We start from the raw sequence: 15,760 nt of genomic DNA on the forward strand, positions 1-15,760 counted from the left end.
TCAAAAGATCATAATTATGAAAACAGCAACTATGGATTATAGAATAGAAAAAGACACCATGGGCGAGGTAAAAGTACCGGCTCATGTATATTGGGGCGCACAAACAGAGCGTAGCCGAAACAATTTTAAAATTGGTCCTGAGGCAAGCATGCCAAAAGAAATTATTTATGCTTTCGGGTATTTGAAAAAAGCAGCCGCTTTAGCAAATCATGAATTAGGCGTGTTAAGTAAAGAAAAATGTGAATTAATATCTAAAGCTTGCGACGAAATTATCGCAGGTAAATTAGATGAGCAGTTTCCATTGGTAATTTGGCAAACCGGATCAGGTACGCAAAGTAACATGAACGCCAATGAAGTAATTGCATATCGTGCGCACGTAATGAATGGCGGACAATTAACCGACGAACCAAAAATATTACACCCGAATGATGATGTGAACAAATCACAAAGTAGTAATGATACTTATCCAACGGCTATGCATATTGCGGCCTATAAACAAGTGGTGGAAATTACTATTCCTGGCATGGAACGCTTACGCGACAGCTTACAAAAGAAAGCAAAAGCATTCGAAAGCATTATCAAAACAGGTCGTACTCACTTTATGGACGCTACTCCATTATCGTTAGGACAAGAATTTAGCGGATACGTTCAACAAATCAACATGAGCATTCGTGCATTAAAAAATGCATTAGAAGCCGTGAAAGAATTAGCCTTAGGCGGAACAGCGGTAGGAACCGGATTAAATACGCCAAAAGGTTACGATGTTTTAGTGGCTAAGAAAATTGCCGAGTTAACTAAATTACCTTTTGTGACTGCTCCAAATAAATTCGAAGCATTAGCTGCTCACGATGCGATGGTTGAATTAAGCGGTGCTTTAAAACGCAGTGCTGTCGCTTTAATGAAAGTAGCGAATGACATCCGTATGTTATCATCCGGACCGCGTTGTGGTATTGGAGAAATTATCATTCCTGATAACGAACCGGGTTCATCTATTATGCCGGGTAAAGTAAATCCAACACAACCGGAGGCTTTAACGATGGTTTGTGCTCAGGTTATTGGAAACGATGTAGCAGTAAGTGTTGGCGGAAGCATGGGACATTTTGAATTAAATGTATTTAAACCATTAATTGCAGCCAATGTTTTACAAAGCGCACGCTTAATTGGTGATGCTTGTGTAAGCTTTACTGAAAAATGCGCCGATGGTATTGAAGCTAATTTACCGGAGATTAAAAAACATTTAGAAAATTCATTAATGTTGGTAACTGCTTTAAATACGCACATTGGTTACGAAAAAGCAGCGAAGATTGCTAAAACAGCACACAAAGGAAATAAAACTTTACGTGAAGCTGCCATTGAATTAGGATATTTAACCAACGAGCAATTCGATCAGTGGGTTCGTCCCGAAGATATGATTGGAAGCTTGAAATAATTGTCAGTTCGAGCGAAGTCGAGAACTAATTCTTACAAAAAGGGAAGCGTTGCTTCCCTTTTTTTATACCTCTGCTCTAATTCTACTTAAAGTTTCTTGTGTAATTCCCAAATAAGAGGCTATTCTTCCTAAAGGTGCGCGCTTAATTAATTCGGGACGGTTTTTAAAAAGTGACTGATAACGCTCTTTCGCCGATTTAAACTGCACGGAAATCAAACGTTCTTCCAAACGAGAATAATACTCCTCTAAAATTAAACGTCCTGCCCTCTCTGTTTCCGGAAATAAATTATACAACTCGTTTATTTTTTCAAAACTAATTGCCTGCACGGTGGTTTCTTCCACACTTTGTATAGATTCATAAGAAGGTTGGCGTGAAATAAAACTGTAATAACTGGTTCCAAAATCACCCTCAATAGCTAACCAATTGCAAATTTCTTTACTCTCTAATAAGTAATAACCGCAAAGCATTCCCGATTTAATAAAGAACAGATGATTACAAACTTTACCGGAACGTAATACCTCTTCATTCTTTTTAAATGAAAGTTCAACGAGATTATCATTTAACCAATCGGCCGCTTCATTACTTAAATGCGTTAATTCAGATATTTTGGAAACCAGATTCAATTCTATCAATCAAATTTAACAATTCAATTAAACTAAAGGAACAATTACTTATTCTTTTCCGAACTTAAATAATCGTAAAGCAATCCAACGATTAATACAGTTCCTCCTAAATATAATAAATTAATACCGGCTGCATTATAAAAAACACCACCTGTTAATCCACCTACAAAAAAGAAACTAATAATTGCTAGGCGAAGTTTTATGGAAGAAAATAATTTTCTTCTCTGCTCGGTTGATTTATAAAAAAACAACTGAGATAATTCTATTCCCAAATCAGTAAACAAACCGGTAAGATGTGTTGTTCTTACTGAGGCATTGGATATTGTTGTAACAAAAGAATTTTGTAAGCCCATTGCAAATAATAAACTACAAGCAATAACATCAGGATAACTACTCACCATTTTACCTTCAAGCAGTGGAATCGCAAATAAAATTAAAATTTCGGTAATTGCCGGAATCAGATTACTCTTGTTGTATTTGTTTTTAAAACTCCATTCGATTACAAAACTGGATACGAATGAACCCAAAAAGAAAAAAAAGATATATAGGAAGTATACAAAACTCTTCGCAAAATTCAATTTAAAAACCTCATCCACAAAAAACGCAAAATGTCCTGTAACATTCGTTGTTAATTGGGCAACGGATAAAAAACCGGTTACATTAACCAAGCCTGCTACAAACGACAAAATCGACGCAATCTGAAGATTGTGCTTAAATGTTCGTTGACTGCCGGTGTGAATAAACATAGAGAGAATACGAGAACTAATTTACGAATGTTTGCGAGCTGAGTCAAAATTTAGCATAAATTTGTTGACATGAATATTTTCATTGCACATATTAACGGTCAACTAGCCGAACTGACACCCGAAGAATCCTGGCATTGTACCAAAGTGCTACGAATGAAAGCCGGAGAATCTATTCATCTCATTGATGGTTTAGGAAATTTTTATGAGGGAACATTATCAGTGTTGAATGAAAAAAAATCTATTGCTACTATTCAATCAGGACCAAAACAACAAAATAAGCATCCGTATTATTTACATCTTGCTATTGCTCCTACCAAAAACATCGACCGCATGGAATGGATGGTAGAGAAAGCTGTTGAAACCGGTATTGATGAAATTACTTTTGTTCGCTGCAAAAATTCAGAACGAACTGTTATTAAAGAAGAGCGCTTAATTAAAATAGCGGAGAGTGCTGTTAAACAAAGTCTGCAAGCCTACATTCCAAAAATAAACGGCCTAACAAATTTTAATGACGTGATTAAATCAGACGCTGATTTGAAATTTATAGCGCATTGCGAAGAGAATCATAAAAAAACGCTCAAAGATTTTGAATTAACCAATCGAAAAAGCCTGGTGTTGATTGGTCCGGAAGGAGATTTTACACAAGAAGAAATCAACTTAGCCAAAACAGAAGGATTCTCTGAAATTTCATTAGGACCAAACCGATTGCGAACTGAAACTGCCGGATTATTCGTTGTATCCACCTACTCAATCATTCACCTTTAATTTTACTTGTTTATTTTCTCATTTTTACTAAATTTGGATAAAGCTTTATTCAAATGAAAAAACTTATTTTTTTCCTATCGATACTATTTATTTCAAAAAGTATTCAAGCTCAAGAATGGACTTGGATGAAAGGCACAGATACTTTAACGAAACCCGGAATCTATGGCACCATGGGTGTTGCCTCTCCCTCCAACAATCCCGGCGCGCGACATGGTGCTGCAACTTGGGTGGATAACAATGGTGATTTATGGTTATTTGGCGGCGAGGGCGTAACAACAAATACAGTTTTATGCTGGTTAAATGATTTATGGATATACACTATAAGCACAGGTAACTGGACATGGATGGGTGGAACTAATTTACCCAATCAAAATGGCATTTATGGAACTCTTGGTGTTCCTTCCACAACGAATATGCCGGGTGCGCGTGAGTTCATGATGTATTGGACGGATGCCAGTGGGAATTTTTGGATGTTTGGTGGTGAAGGATTTCCCGCGGCAGGAGGCATTGGCGGTTTAAATGATTTATGGCGATACAATCCAACAACTAATGAGTGGACCTGGATGCACGGTACTAATATTATTGATGACCCCTCAAATTACGGCACAAAGAATGTATTTTCCTCTACTAATACTCCGGGAGCAAGACATGGATCAGGTAAATGTATTGATGGATCAGGAAATCTTTGGTTGTTTGGTGGATATGGATTAGCATCCACAACAATTAACGGAAATTGTAATGACTTATGGAAATATAACATTGCAACAAATCAATGGGCTTGGGTAAGTGGAACAAATGTAATTAATCAATATGGAAATTATGGCACTAAAGGAATTGCTTCTATAAGCAATAATCCTGGTGGTCGAGAATTCCCTGCCTGCTGGTTTGAAAACAACGGAAATATTTGGCTTTATGGTGGTGGTGGGTTTCCTGCCTCCGGCACTCAAGGTTACTTAAATGATTTATGGAAATACAATATATCTACTGATACATGGACGTGGAAGCAAGGAACAAATCTTGTTAATCAACAAGGAAATTACGGCACAAAAAACAGTTTTTCTCCAACTACTGCCCCGGGTGGAAGATTTGGAGCTGCAGATTGGGTAGACAATACAGGGAATCTATGGTTGTTTGGAGGAACCGGATATGCGAATAGTGTAGTACCCGGAAGGTTAAACGATATGTTTCGATATAACATTTTTACCGACGAATGGAGTTGGGAACATGGAATGAACAGCACCAACGCCAACGGAATTTATGGTGCTATGACAATTCCTGCACCTTTTACAACACCGGGTGCACGATATTATAATACTTGGTGGAAGCCAACTAACGGTTATTTTTGGCTTTTCGGCGGACTCGGGTTTAGTGCAGTTAGTGCTAGTCAAAACAACATGAATGACCTTTGGAGGTTTGGTCCGCCTTGTACGCCCGTACTTTTAAACGCTTCTAACTCTTTATCTTTATGCAGTGGTAATTCCATAACACTAACGGCTGCCAGCACTACTACAGGAACTATTAATTGGTATAGCTCTACATCTACAGTAGCTGTAGCGAGTGGTAGTGCTTTTGCAACTCCGGTATTTACCGTTAGCGGAGCATCTACTACTGAAACTTTTTACATTGAAAATTCTTCTTGTACAGGACAAACACCAATTACTCTAACAATTAACCCAACTCCCACTGTTTCCATTTTCACAGATAACCCATTAATCTGTGCAGGCTCAACCGTATCTCTTACAGCTAATGGCGCTTTTACTTACGCATGGAATACAAGCGCGACTGGTTCGGTAATTGCCATTTCGCCGAGCGTTACAACAACTTATACCGTAACCGGAACTGACACAAGTGGATGTACAAATACTGCTGTACTTACACAAAGTGTATCAGCATGTACAGGAATTGCTTCGATAAAAGACACTGAATGGAATCAGGCGATATATCCAAATCCGAATAATGGAGGCTTTAATGTGAGCTCTACATTTGAAGAAGCTGAATTTGTTTTATATAATTTATTGGGGCAGATGGTTCACAAAGAAAAAATAAACCGTGGTGAGAATCGTATTAAAACCGAAATCACAAAAGGCGTTTATCTTTATTCAATTGAACAGAAAAATAAAATTGTAAAGCAAGGAAAAATGGTGATTGAATAGTTAAGCTACAGTATCTTTAGTTAACTGCATATCCGCAATTAACTTGAGAACAAACTCTAACTGCTGTTCCTTATTTAAATCGGTATTATCAAGGACGATGGCATCCTTGGCTTTTGTAAGAGGATTTTCTTTACGGTGTGTATCCTCGTAATCACGTTTATTTAGGTTCAATTTAACTTCTTCCAAAGTAAAATATTGTCCTTTGCTACTGTATTCATCCAAACGGCGCTGAGCACGGATATCGTTATCTGCTGTCATGAATAATTTTAATTCGGCATTTGGAAAAACATTTGTACCAATATCACGACCATCCAGAATTACTCCCTTATTCTTTCCCATCTCACGTTGTAGAGCCACCATTTTTTCACGCACCTCATGAATCGTACTCACTTTACTCACATTATCAGAAACCTCCATGGTCCGAATATCATGCTCTACATTTTCATCATTTAAAAAAGTTTCAGAAACCTTCGATTGAGTATTAAACTTAAAATCAACTTTTATTTTTTTAAGTGCCTTGATTAAAGCTTCGTTATCAATATTTCTTTTAGCATCAATTAATCCATGACGGAGCGCGTATAAAGTTACTGCCCTATACATAGCACCTGTATCGATATAAGAATAATTTAAGCGCTGAGCTAATGCTTTTGCAATTGTACTCTTTCCACAACTGGAATAACCATCAATGGCTATGGTAATTTTGGGCATGCTGTAAATTTACTAATCTTTCGTGAAATTTTGGAGGTGATATTGCACATAAAAAAAGCCCCGTGTAAAGGGGCTTTTATATACTCAGGTAAAAAATAATTATTCCTTAACCAGTTTCACAACCTTAGTGGCATTAGAACCCGCTAAACGAATTGTATAAACTCCATTGGTCAATTGCGAAACATTTATAGCCTTCATGCTTAAGCCCGCTTCCATTTTATCGGATTGAACCAATCTGCCTAAAACATCGTGAACTTCAATTTGAATAGCTTCATTACTTGGCAACAGTTGTATAAGTGCAACATCTTTTGTAGGGTTTGGATAAATCCTAACAGTGGCTAAATCATTTTCCTTCACGCCAATCATTCGATTATTCTGAATATTACTACGTGAACGTGTAGCGGATTTACTTGCCATAATTTTTTGGGTGGCCGTACAAACATATCCTAAATCAGCTTCCACGCGCCAATCGGCAGTGGCAGAATACAAATGATAAAACGGATCATTTAATGTGCTTTGATTTCCTGTGGTTGTTCCAACCAACGAATAAGTTGGAGAAACTGTTGGATTCACACAAACCAATAAACTATAAGTTTGTACCGGGTTCGTAGGACCTTCAATCATGTAATTATTGGTCCAGATAAATGTACTTCCTGTATGCGTAAAATAAACAGTATTATGCCAATTACTTTTCGGTCCATAATTCCCGCACGTATCACGAACCTGAATTTTATAACGGTAAGTTGAAATATTAGGATCGCCGTTAGACGGACCAACGCTTCTTGCTGTATCAACCCACATACTCAACGCATTTTTAGAAACAGCGCCAATTCGTTTATAGTTATTAGAAATCACTTCGCGATAAATAATCATGGAGTCTAAGTTAGGATACTGTGTTTTATCCCAATAAATCTCATTATATTGATTTAAACTATCTACAGTTACCATGCAAATATCCGGTTTTGGAGTTTGCGGCACCCATGCTACTCCAACTGCCGTATTAGTACAACCGTTAGTTGCACCTGTAACCGTATAAACCGTAGTCACGCTTGGTGAAGAGGCAATGGTTGCTGTTGTAGCTCCGAAACTCCAGGTATATGTAGTAGCACCGCTAGCGGTTAAAACAATATTACTTCCGCCACAAGCCGTGATGGTAGATGTTACACTCACATTTGGAACCGGATTAATGGTAATAGTTTTTGAAATTGGCATACCTGATCCGTATTGGTTACTGGAAATCATGGTAATTGTTTTAGTACCCGGTGTGTTGTAGATAACGGTTGGATGTTGAGAAGTTGAACTGCCCGGAGTTCCACCCGGCATAATCCAACCCCAGGCATTTGGCATATTAGCGGAAACATCAATTAATTGCACCGACTCTCCAACACAACCTGTTAAAGGAACTGTACAATCTGAAATAGGGATTCGTTGTGAAGCAAAATATAGGTTATCTATTTTTAAATCTGAGCCGATATAAGATCCATGCATCGGCCATTTTGATGATTCAATGGTTATCATCACAGAATCTAAAGGAACGGCAATATTATGCGGAATAGAAACTTTTTTATACGAAGCTGAAATACCGATAAGATTCGCATAACCTCCAACAGGCACATTATTCTTTTTGAAAGTTACACTAATACGCGCACTGTCCATTGGTGTAGCCGGTAAATATTTGTAGTAAAACACTAAGGTATCTATTTGGTTTGTGTAAGGATGTCCTCCAATTGTATTCGATTGCGTTGGTGTGCCGGTTTGCGCACGACCTGGTGTCATTTGACCATTGGAGAATGATGCACCAATACTCTGTAACTCCAATGCGTAATTGCCGGAATAGGCATCAGTTGTTCTTTGAAAAGACCCCGAAGAACTCATAAACCAACCATTTAATTTATTAGATTGATATGAAGTCCAGTTTTCAAAACTTCCATTAAAATTAGCGGGTTGCGTTACAACTCCGGTAAAAGAAATATTATCAATTTGCAATGAATTACCAATTTGAAAACCAGAATTTAAAAACGCGTTACTGGATGCGGCGGCCACTATAAATGTGTCAGGCGCAACAGTTAAAGATGGTGTGAAGATTGGATTAAATAAAGTATAATTGCTTTGCGAAGCTGATATCTTATATAAATATTGTCCTATGTAACTTCCGGCTTTTTTAAACATCACCATTATCAAAGCAGTATCGTTTCCGACAATATTACTTTTATAATATAAACGAACACCGGTTGGTTTTTGAGAATAAGGAATTCCTCCGCTTGCCCCTGATCCACCTGGATTACCATTCGCGAAATATGCAAAATTAGGATTTGAAAACCCTGCCGTGGTTGTAAGCTTTATGGCGAAATTACCTGCTTGAGCATCGGTAGTTTTTACGGCATTAACTCCTAACTGATAACCATTTTTCATTTCAAGATTTGAGGTTTGAAATCCGTTAGGGTTTTCATATGTTGTGGATGACCAACTCTCGAATCCACCGTTTGGAATGGATTGAGCATTCAGTTGATTAACAAATAAAATTGATAAAAGAACGCGTAATATTTTTTTCATTTGGGTATAGTTTTGATAATTAAAATTAATAAAAAATACGTTGTAAGCAAGAGTAAAATTTCACATTCTTAACAAGTTATTTTAACATTTGAAGCGTTTTATAAAAAATAAATCTATTTTTATACTTCATTGCAGATGCTTCACTTTTCAAGACTCAAAATATTCGTTTTCCTATGGATTGCAGGCTTTACGGTTAACGCACAAAAAGGCAATTATTTCATACATAATTATCTTCCGTCGCAATATCAGGCAGCCGATCAAAACCGCAGCATACTACAGGATATGTATGGTAGAGTTTTTGTTGCTAATAATGATGGTTTTTTGGTTAATAACGGTGCCGAATGGGATAAGTATGGTTTACCATTTTTATGTTTATCGCTCGGAAAAGATGCCAATGAAGATATTTTTATTGCCGGAGATGGTGATTTCGGAAAAATCATTCAAAACAAAAACGGAGCATTCAAGTTTGAGTCGCTAAAAAATTTATACAAAGATTCCATAAAAAATCTCGGTCGTTTTTGGTCAATCATCACTCTTAAAGGGCATGTTTATTTTTGCAGTAACCAGGTTATATTAGACTACAATTACAAAAGCATAAAATCAATTTTTCCGGGAGAGGAAGGATTTCATACTTTCTTTAAAATTGAAGATAAATTTATATTACGTGAAAAAGGTGTTGGATTAAAAATTCTTTCCGCCGGCAACGAATTTACTTTACTGAAAGGTGGAGATATTTTTGCAGATAACGCGAATCCGGTTCGTGCAATTATCAAAGGCGAAAATTGCCATTATATTGTAACGCCACAATCACTATACAAATTTAATTTCAATAAGGTATTACCTGAATTATCTACCGTTGAAAAGATCAACTCTCCTCTCAATTCATGGTTATCAGAAAAAACAGTTTACTGTGCAGAATCCATTGGTAATTCCTATTTCGCATTTGGCTCTGTAAGTGGAGGTTTGCTCATTACAGATAAAAATTTCAACCCGATTAATCAAATCAATACCGGAAACACACTACAAGACGATGGCGTAAACTACATTTACAATGACAATCAAGGGCACATTTGGCTGGCACTTGCAAAGGGTATTAGTTTAATTGAGTTTAATAGTCCGATTACACGTTTTACAAAAAGTGAAGGCATCATCGGCACTATCGAATCATGTGAATTTTTTAATGACGGCGCATTTTTAGCTACGGATAAAGGATTGTTGTCATACAATAATTCTACTCAAAAATTTGAAAACACCAATATAACCGAAGCCTCCTGGTGCTTATACAAACTGAATGATTTTTTACTGGCCGGAACTAATTACGGACTGTATATCTATAATGGAAAAACATTTGATTTAATTTATGAAACACCCAGTGCTATTCATGCCATTTATTATCATTCGCCAACTCAATCGCTTTATTTGGGCACCGAAACCGGATTTGTAAGAGGTACGATTGAACAAAAGAAATTTAAAAGCATTAATGAAAACTTTGAAATCAACGGAGATATCAGAACAATTGAAGGAGATAACGACAATGTGTACATGGGCACTACCTTAAACGGAATTTATTATGAAAATTTAAAAAAGTCTGAGTTAAAACTACTCTCCAGGGAAAATGGCTTACCTAGTCTGAATGAAAATTATGTGTTTAAATACGGCAAAGAAATTTTAGTGGTAACAGATGCCGGTATTTACGCTATATCAAACAAAAACGAATCGATAACCGTAAAACCTGACGAACGCTTATTACGATTAAACAAAACATTCAGCATATCAAGAACTGCTTCTATTGACAAGGAATTATGGTTGACCGCAAAATTAAAAACAGATCCAAAAGCACCTGAAGCATTAATGTGTCTTGAGCTTAAGGGTAATGAATTCAAGATTAAACCCACACAACTTTCGCGTATTAAAGAATCTGATACCAAATCATTTTGTGTAGGTGATTCATTGATTTATATCGGAACAAACAATGGCTTATATTGCTATGACCTTAGCATTAAACCAAAATCATACGGATTAAATACATTTATTAATAATTTAAACTTCGGCACTGACACTACTCTGCATTTCTTTAACATTCACCCACTCACTCAACTTAATACTGTTCAGTTAAGTTATAACAGCTCTATTGAGATTCGTTTAGGCGCTTCTGATTACATTGACAAAAACGAATTATTGTTTTCATATTACTTAGTTGGTCGCGATACAGGATTCAGCGCCTTTTCAAACAATAAAAAAATCATTTTAGAATATTTACATGAAGGTGACTATACTTTCATTGTGAAATCGAAAAATATTTTGGGAATTGAAGGGCAAGAAATAAAAATAAATTTTCAGATTCTTCCGCCATGGTATCGTACCTGGTGGGCTTATACCATTTACATACTCGCTCTAATCGCGTTAATTTATCTCATAATAAAACTTAATCTTAAGCGCTTGCGTGAGCAAAATATTAAACTCGAAAATATCATTACCGACAGAACCAAAGAAATCAATGCGCAAAAATTATTGATTGAACATAAAAACCGAGAAATCACCGATAGTATCAATTACGCTAAGGGTATACAAGATTCCATCTTGCCAAGTATTAATGAAATTAAAAAAGTTTGGAAAGAGTTATTTATCTTCTTTAAGCCTAAAGATATTGTAAGCGGTGATTTTTATTGGTTTAAACAAATAAACGCCGATGAATTTTTAATTGCATGTGCCGATTGCACCGGACATGGCGTACCGGGTGGATTTATGAGCATGATTTGTTCGGACAAACTTAATGACGCGACAAGAGAATCTACTCAGCCGGATAAAATTCTTTATTTAGCTAATAACAGCATTAAAGAAACATTACGTCAGCAAAGTGAAGGAAAGAGCAAAGACGGAATGGAAATTTGTTTGATAAAAGTAAATGTAAAAACCAAAGAAGTTGTTTATGCGGGCGCTAATCGCCAACTCTGGATTATTGAAGCGGGAGATTCTGAAGTAAAGGAACTAAAACCAACAAAAGCAAGTATTGCCAGCTTTACGGAATTTAATTTTAAGTATGAAGCCTCTGTGTTAAAGTTGAAAGAAGGCGATTCATTGTATCTTACAAGTGACGGTTATCCTGATCAATTTGGCGGCCGCGACGGTAAAAAATACATGAGTAAAAATTTCAAAAACTATTTACTTAGCATTAACCATTTACCGATGCATCAGCAAGAAAAAATGGTGCGCGAAAACATCATCAACTGGATGGGAGATTTTGAACAAGTAGATGACTTGTTGGTGATTGGAATCAAATTATAAATCAATAAAAAACCCCGGCATTTCTGTCGGGGTCTTTTTGTACCAATAAATAGTGAAATTATTTTACTGAGTTAACTACAGCTTTAAAAGCTTCCGGGTGATTCATTGCTAAATCAGCTAAAACCTTACGATTTAACTTTAAACCTTTAGCATTTAATTTACCGATAAACTCAGAGTAGCTCATACCGTGTTCGCGAACACCGGCATTAATACGCTGAATCCATAAACCGCGCATAGTGCGCTTTTTATCTTTACGATCGCGGTAAGCGTAGATTAAACCTTTTTCTAATGTGTTTTTAGCAATGGTCCATACATTACCTCTTGCTCCCCAATAACCTTTTGTAAGGTTTAGGATTTTTTTTCTGCGAGCCCTGCTGGCTTCGTGATTGACTGAACGTGGCATTTTCTTTTCTTTTTTACTTTGGAATTCAGTGTCAGTTTTTCTGAGCTTATTGACTGAAATCCGGGTTAAACATTTGTTTTTTTAATTAACCGATCTCGATAATTTTAATTGGATTATTTACCTAAGCAAAGTAACATTTTTACGTTACCTAAGTCTTCTTTACTTACAATCGCCATCTTACCTAAACCGCGTTTACGGTCTTTTTCTTTCTTGGTAAGGATGTGGTTTTTGAAAGCCTTCTTCCTTTTAATCTTACCGGTTCCAGTGAAAGCGAAACGCTTTTTAGCACTGGAATTTGTTTTCATTTTTGGCATTTTCTCTTTTTATATTTATTTATTAGTACTTACTTTTTCTTTGGCGCAATTACCATTTGCATTTTCTTTCCTTCTAACACCGGCAATTGTTCTGCCTTACCAAACTCCTCTAATTCATTTGCAAAACGTAATAACAATAATTCGCCTTGTTCTTTAAACACAATCTCACGTCCGCGGAACATTACAATTGCTTTTACTTTACATCCGTCTTTTAAAAACTTGATAGCGTGATTCTTTTTAAAATTGTAATCATGCTCATCAGTATGTGGTCCGAAACGAATATCCTTTACTACAACCTTTGCAGCTTTCGCTTTTATTTCCTTGGCCTTTTTCTTTAACTCGTAAAGAAACTTACCATAATCTATCACTTTACAAACCGGCGGATCAACGTTAGGAGCGATTTCTACTAAATCTAAGCCTGCTTCACGGGCAATCTCTAATGCTTTTCCAATTGGATAAACACCCGCTTCGATATCTTCTCCAACAACACGAACTGTACGAGCTGTAATTCGCTCGTTAATTTTATGTTGTTCTTCTTTTACACCCGGCCTTTTAAAACCTTCTTTTAAGCCTCTCGGTCTTGGTTTTTGAAAAGGAGTTTCTCCCGGCTTATTCGTGCCTGGAGTTTGGTTTGGTGTTGGTTTTTTAAAGACGTTAATAGTAACCTCCGCTTTTTAGTTTAACTTTTGTTTAAAATCGTTTTCTATTGTTGTGTTAATCAATTTGGCAAACTCTTCAATGGTCATTACACCAATATCGCCTTTACCATGTTCACGAACTGCAACCTTTCCTTCCGCCTCTTCTTTTTCACCTACAACTAACATATAAGGAATCTTATTTATCTCATTGTCCCTTATCTTCTTACCAATCTTTTCGTTGCGGTCGTCAACAAGGCCGCGAATATCGGAATTATTTAGCAATCCTAAAACTTTTTTAGCGTAATCGTTGTACTTTTCGCTGATTGGTAAAATGGCTACCTGATCAGGCGTTAACCACAACGGGAACTTACCACCACAATGCTCAATTAAAACGGCAATGAATCGCTCCAAACTGCCAAATGGCGCACGGTGTATCATTACAGGTCTATGTTTCTGATTATCAGACCCAGTATACTCTAATTGGAAGCGCTCAGGAAGGTTATAATCCACCTGAATGGTACCCAATTGCCACTTACGGCCAAGGGCATCCTTCACCATAAAGTCTAATTTCGGACCATAAAACGCGGCTTCACCCTCTTCCACTACGGTTTTTAAACCTTTTTCGGCTGCGCTTTCAATAATCGCCTGCTCAGCCAAATTCCAGTTTTCATCGCTTCCAATATACTTGGTTTTGTTGTTAGGGTCGCGTAAAGATATTTGAGCGGTGTAATCTTTAAAATCTAAGGCATTGAAAACATACAACACCAAATCAATTACTTTACAAAACTCTTCCTTCACTTGATCCGGACGAACGAATAAGTGCGCATCATCTTGTGTAAATCCGCGCACACGGGTTAATCCGTGCAACTCACCATGTTGCTCGTAACGATAAACAGTTCCGAATTCAGCAAAACGCACCGGTAAATCTTTATAGGATTTAGGAGAGGATTTATAAATTTCACAGTGGTGCGGACAATTCATTGGTTTTAAGAAAAATTGTTCGCCCTCCTGAGGAGTATTGATAGGCTGAAAAGAATCAGCGCCATATTTTTCATAGTGACCTGAGCACACATATAAATCTTTCAATGCAATATGAGGCGTAACAACCGGCAAATACCCCGACTTTGTTTGCGCTTTTTGCATGAACTGAATTAAACGCTCACGCAACATGGCTCCTTTTGGTAACCATAATGGCAAACCCAATCCTACTTTCTCAGAAAAAGTAAATAACTCTAATTCCTTACCTAATTTACGGTGATCGCGTTTCTTTGCTTCTTCTAATAAGGTTAAATATTCTTTTAACTCCTTATCCTTTGGGAAGGTGATACCATAAACACGGGTCAGCTGTTTATTTTTTTCATCACCGCGCCAATAAGCACCGGCTACGCGCAATAATTTTACAGCTTTAATAAAACCTGTGTTAGGAATGTGTGGTCCGCGGCATAAATCGGTGAATTCACCTTGCGTATAGAAAGTAATGGAACCGTCGGCTAAGCCATCGATTAATTCCAATTTATAAGGATCTCCTTTTTCGGTAAAATATTTTATTGCATCCGCTTTCGAAACTTCCTTGCGGATGTATTCATTTTTCTTGGAAGCAAGCTCCATCATTTTTTTCTCTACTTGCTCGAGATGATCGGTAGAAAATGTTTTATCGCCGAAGTCGATATCGTAGTAAAAACCATTTTCAACCGGAGGACCGATGGCAAATTTTGCGCCCGGAAAAATGCTTTCAATAGCCTCTGCCATTAAATGCGCAGAGCTATGCCACATGGTTTCTTTTCCTTCGGCATCATTCCACGTTAATAAACTTAAGGTACAATCGGAGTTGAGCGGACGTGAAGCATCCCATACTTCTCCGTTAACTTTTGCCGATAATACATTGCGTGCTAAACCTTCGCTGATGCTCAATGCTACTTGCATAGAGGTGGTTCCTTTAGGATATTCGCGAACGGAACCATCTGGTAGTGTTACTTTAATCATAATGTTGGCCCCACTTACAACGTGGGTTTAAATTTAGGGTAACAAAGATAATATATTTTAGGAAACAGACATCAACAAAACAACCACTTATTTGAAATACCTAACCATATATTAGAACTGCTATAACTTCTAATAAAAACCAAAGTATAATTGTATAAG

Annotated in this window: 12 protein-coding genes; 4 read left to right on the forward strand and 8 right to left on the reverse strand. The window is 36.9% G+C overall.

Annotation, left to right across the window (positions count from 1 at the left end; genetic code table 11):
• The first annotated feature begins 31 nt into the window (after positions 1-31).
• Positions 32-1,429 carry a class II fumarate hydratase gene (fumC, locus tag J0L69_10905; protein MBN8693697.1) on the forward strand — a complete coding sequence of 466 codons (1,398 nt, stop codon included), beginning with the start codon at positions 32-34 and terminating at the stop codon, positions 1,427-1,429.
• Between the two features lie 63 nt (positions 1,430-1,492).
• On the opposite strand, the gene J0L69_10910 is transcribed toward fumC, so the two are convergent.
• Both J0L69_10910 and J0L69_10915 read right to left on the reverse strand, forming a co-directional pair.
• Positions 1,493-2,035 (reverse strand): Crp/Fnr family transcriptional regulator, encoded by a 543-nt coding sequence (locus J0L69_10910; protein ID MBN8693698.1) that lies wholly within the window; start codon positions 2,033-2,035, stop codon positions 1,493-1,495.
• A gap of 62 nt (positions 2,036-2,097) precedes the next feature.
• Positions 2,098-2,799 carry a DUF1275 domain-containing protein gene (locus J0L69_10915; protein ID MBN8693699.1) on the reverse strand — a complete coding sequence of 234 codons (702 nt, stop codon included), beginning with the start codon at positions 2,797-2,799 and terminating at the stop codon, positions 2,098-2,100.
• 69 nt (positions 2,800-2,868) lie between these two features.
• On the opposite strand from J0L69_10915, the gene J0L69_10920 reads away from it, so the two are divergent.
• Both J0L69_10920 and J0L69_10925 read left to right on the forward strand, forming a co-directional pair.
• Positions 2,869-3,564 (forward strand): 16S rRNA (uracil(1498)-N(3))-methyltransferase, encoded by a 696-nt coding sequence (locus tag J0L69_10920; protein MBN8693700.1) that lies wholly within the window; start codon positions 2,869-2,871, stop codon positions 3,562-3,564.
• 53 nt (positions 3,565-3,617) lie between these two features.
• A complete protein-coding gene (locus tag J0L69_10925; GenBank protein MBN8693701.1) occupies positions 3,618-5,717 on the forward strand; it encodes a T9SS type A sorting domain-containing protein in 2,100 nt (699 codons plus the stop codon).
• On the opposite strand, the gene J0L69_10930 is transcribed toward J0L69_10925, so the two are convergent.
• Both J0L69_10930 and J0L69_10935 read right to left on the reverse strand, forming a co-directional pair.
• Entirely contained in the window at positions 5,718-6,425 is a 708-nt protein-coding gene (locus J0L69_10930) for a (d)CMP kinase (protein MBN8693702.1), read from the reverse strand.
• A gap of 99 nt (positions 6,426-6,524) precedes the next feature.
• The gene (locus J0L69_10935; GenBank protein ID MBN8693703.1) at positions 6,525-8,978 is read right to left on the reverse strand and encodes a T9SS type A sorting domain-containing protein; all 2,454 of its coding nucleotides are present in this window, start codon (positions 8,976-8,978) and stop codon (positions 6,525-6,527) included.
• Between the two features lie 135 nt (positions 8,979-9,113).
• On the opposite strand from J0L69_10935, the gene J0L69_10940 reads away from it, so the two are divergent.
• Positions 9,114-12,263, forward strand: a complete 3,150-nt coding sequence (locus tag J0L69_10940) for a SpoIIE family protein phosphatase (GenBank protein MBN8693704.1) — start codon at positions 9,114-9,116, stop codon at positions 12,261-12,263.
• Positions 12,264-12,321: 58 nt separating this feature from the next.
• On the opposite strand, the gene rplT is transcribed toward J0L69_10940, so the two are convergent.
• From rplT to thrS, 4 genes are all read right to left on the reverse strand, one after another.
• Positions 12,322-12,666: a 50S ribosomal protein L20 gene (gene rplT, locus J0L69_10945; protein MBN8693705.1), complete on the reverse strand. Its 345-nt coding sequence runs from the start codon at positions 12,664-12,666 to the stop codon at positions 12,322-12,324.
• A gap of 113 nt (positions 12,667-12,779) precedes the next feature.
• Positions 12,780-12,980, reverse strand: a complete 201-nt coding sequence (gene rpmI, locus J0L69_10950) for a 50S ribosomal protein L35 (GenBank protein ID MBN8693706.1) — start codon at positions 12,978-12,980, stop codon at positions 12,780-12,782.
• Positions 12,981-13,009: 29 nt separating this feature from the next.
• On the reverse strand, positions 13,010-13,639 hold the full coding sequence (infC, locus tag J0L69_10955) for a translation initiation factor IF-3 (GenBank protein ID MBN8693707.1): 630 nt from the start codon (positions 13,637-13,639) through the stop codon (positions 13,010-13,012).
• Positions 13,640-13,654: 15 nt separating this feature from the next.
• Positions 13,655-15,601, reverse strand: coding sequence for a threonine--tRNA ligase (gene thrS / locus J0L69_10960; GenBank protein MBN8693708.1), 1,947 nt, complete (start codon positions 15,599-15,601; stop codon positions 13,655-13,657).
• Between the last annotated feature and the right edge of the window lie 159 nt (positions 15,602-15,760).

The organism is Bacteroidota bacterium, assembly GCA_017303905.1.
In the GTDB taxonomy this organism is placed as follows: Bacteria; Bacteroidota; Bacteroidia; order B-17B0; family Aurantibacillaceae; genus JAHEYG01.

Bases quoted from the DNA above. Each gene is read 5' to 3' on its own strand.
- J0L69_10920 (MBN8693700.1), top strand. From the start codon at position 2,869: ATGAATATTTTCATTGCACATATTAACGGTCAACTAGCCGAACTGACA.
- fumC (MBN8693697.1), top strand. From the start codon at position 32: ATGGATTATAGAATAGAAAAAGACACCATGGGCGAGGTAAAAGTACCG.
- J0L69_10925 (MBN8693701.1), top strand. From the start codon at position 3,618: ATGAAAAAACTTATTTTTTTCCTATCGATACTATTTATTTCAAAAAGT.
- thrS (MBN8693708.1), bottom strand. From the start codon at position 15,601: ATGATTAAAGTAACACTACCAGATGGTTCCGTTCGCGAATATCCTAAA.
- J0L69_10940 (MBN8693704.1), top strand. From the start codon at position 9,114: ATGCTTCACTTTTCAAGACTCAAAATATTCGTTTTCCTATGGATTGCA.
- rpmI (MBN8693706.1), bottom strand. From the start codon at position 12,980: ATGCCAAAAATGAAAACAAATTCCAGTGCTAAAAAGCGTTTCGCTTTC.
- J0L69_10915 (MBN8693699.1), bottom strand. From the start codon at position 2,799: ATGTTTATTCACACCGGCAGTCAACGAACATTTAAGCACAATCTTCAG.
- J0L69_10935 (MBN8693703.1), bottom strand. From the start codon at position 8,978: ATGAAAAAAATATTACGCGTTCTTTTATCAATTTTATTTGTTAATCAA.
- J0L69_10930 (MBN8693702.1), bottom strand. From the start codon at position 6,425: ATGCCCAAAATTACCATAGCCATTGATGGTTATTCCAGTTGTGGAAAG.
- rplT (MBN8693705.1), bottom strand. From the start codon at position 12,666: ATGCCACGTTCAGTCAATCACGAAGCCAGCAGGGCTCGCAGAAAAAAA.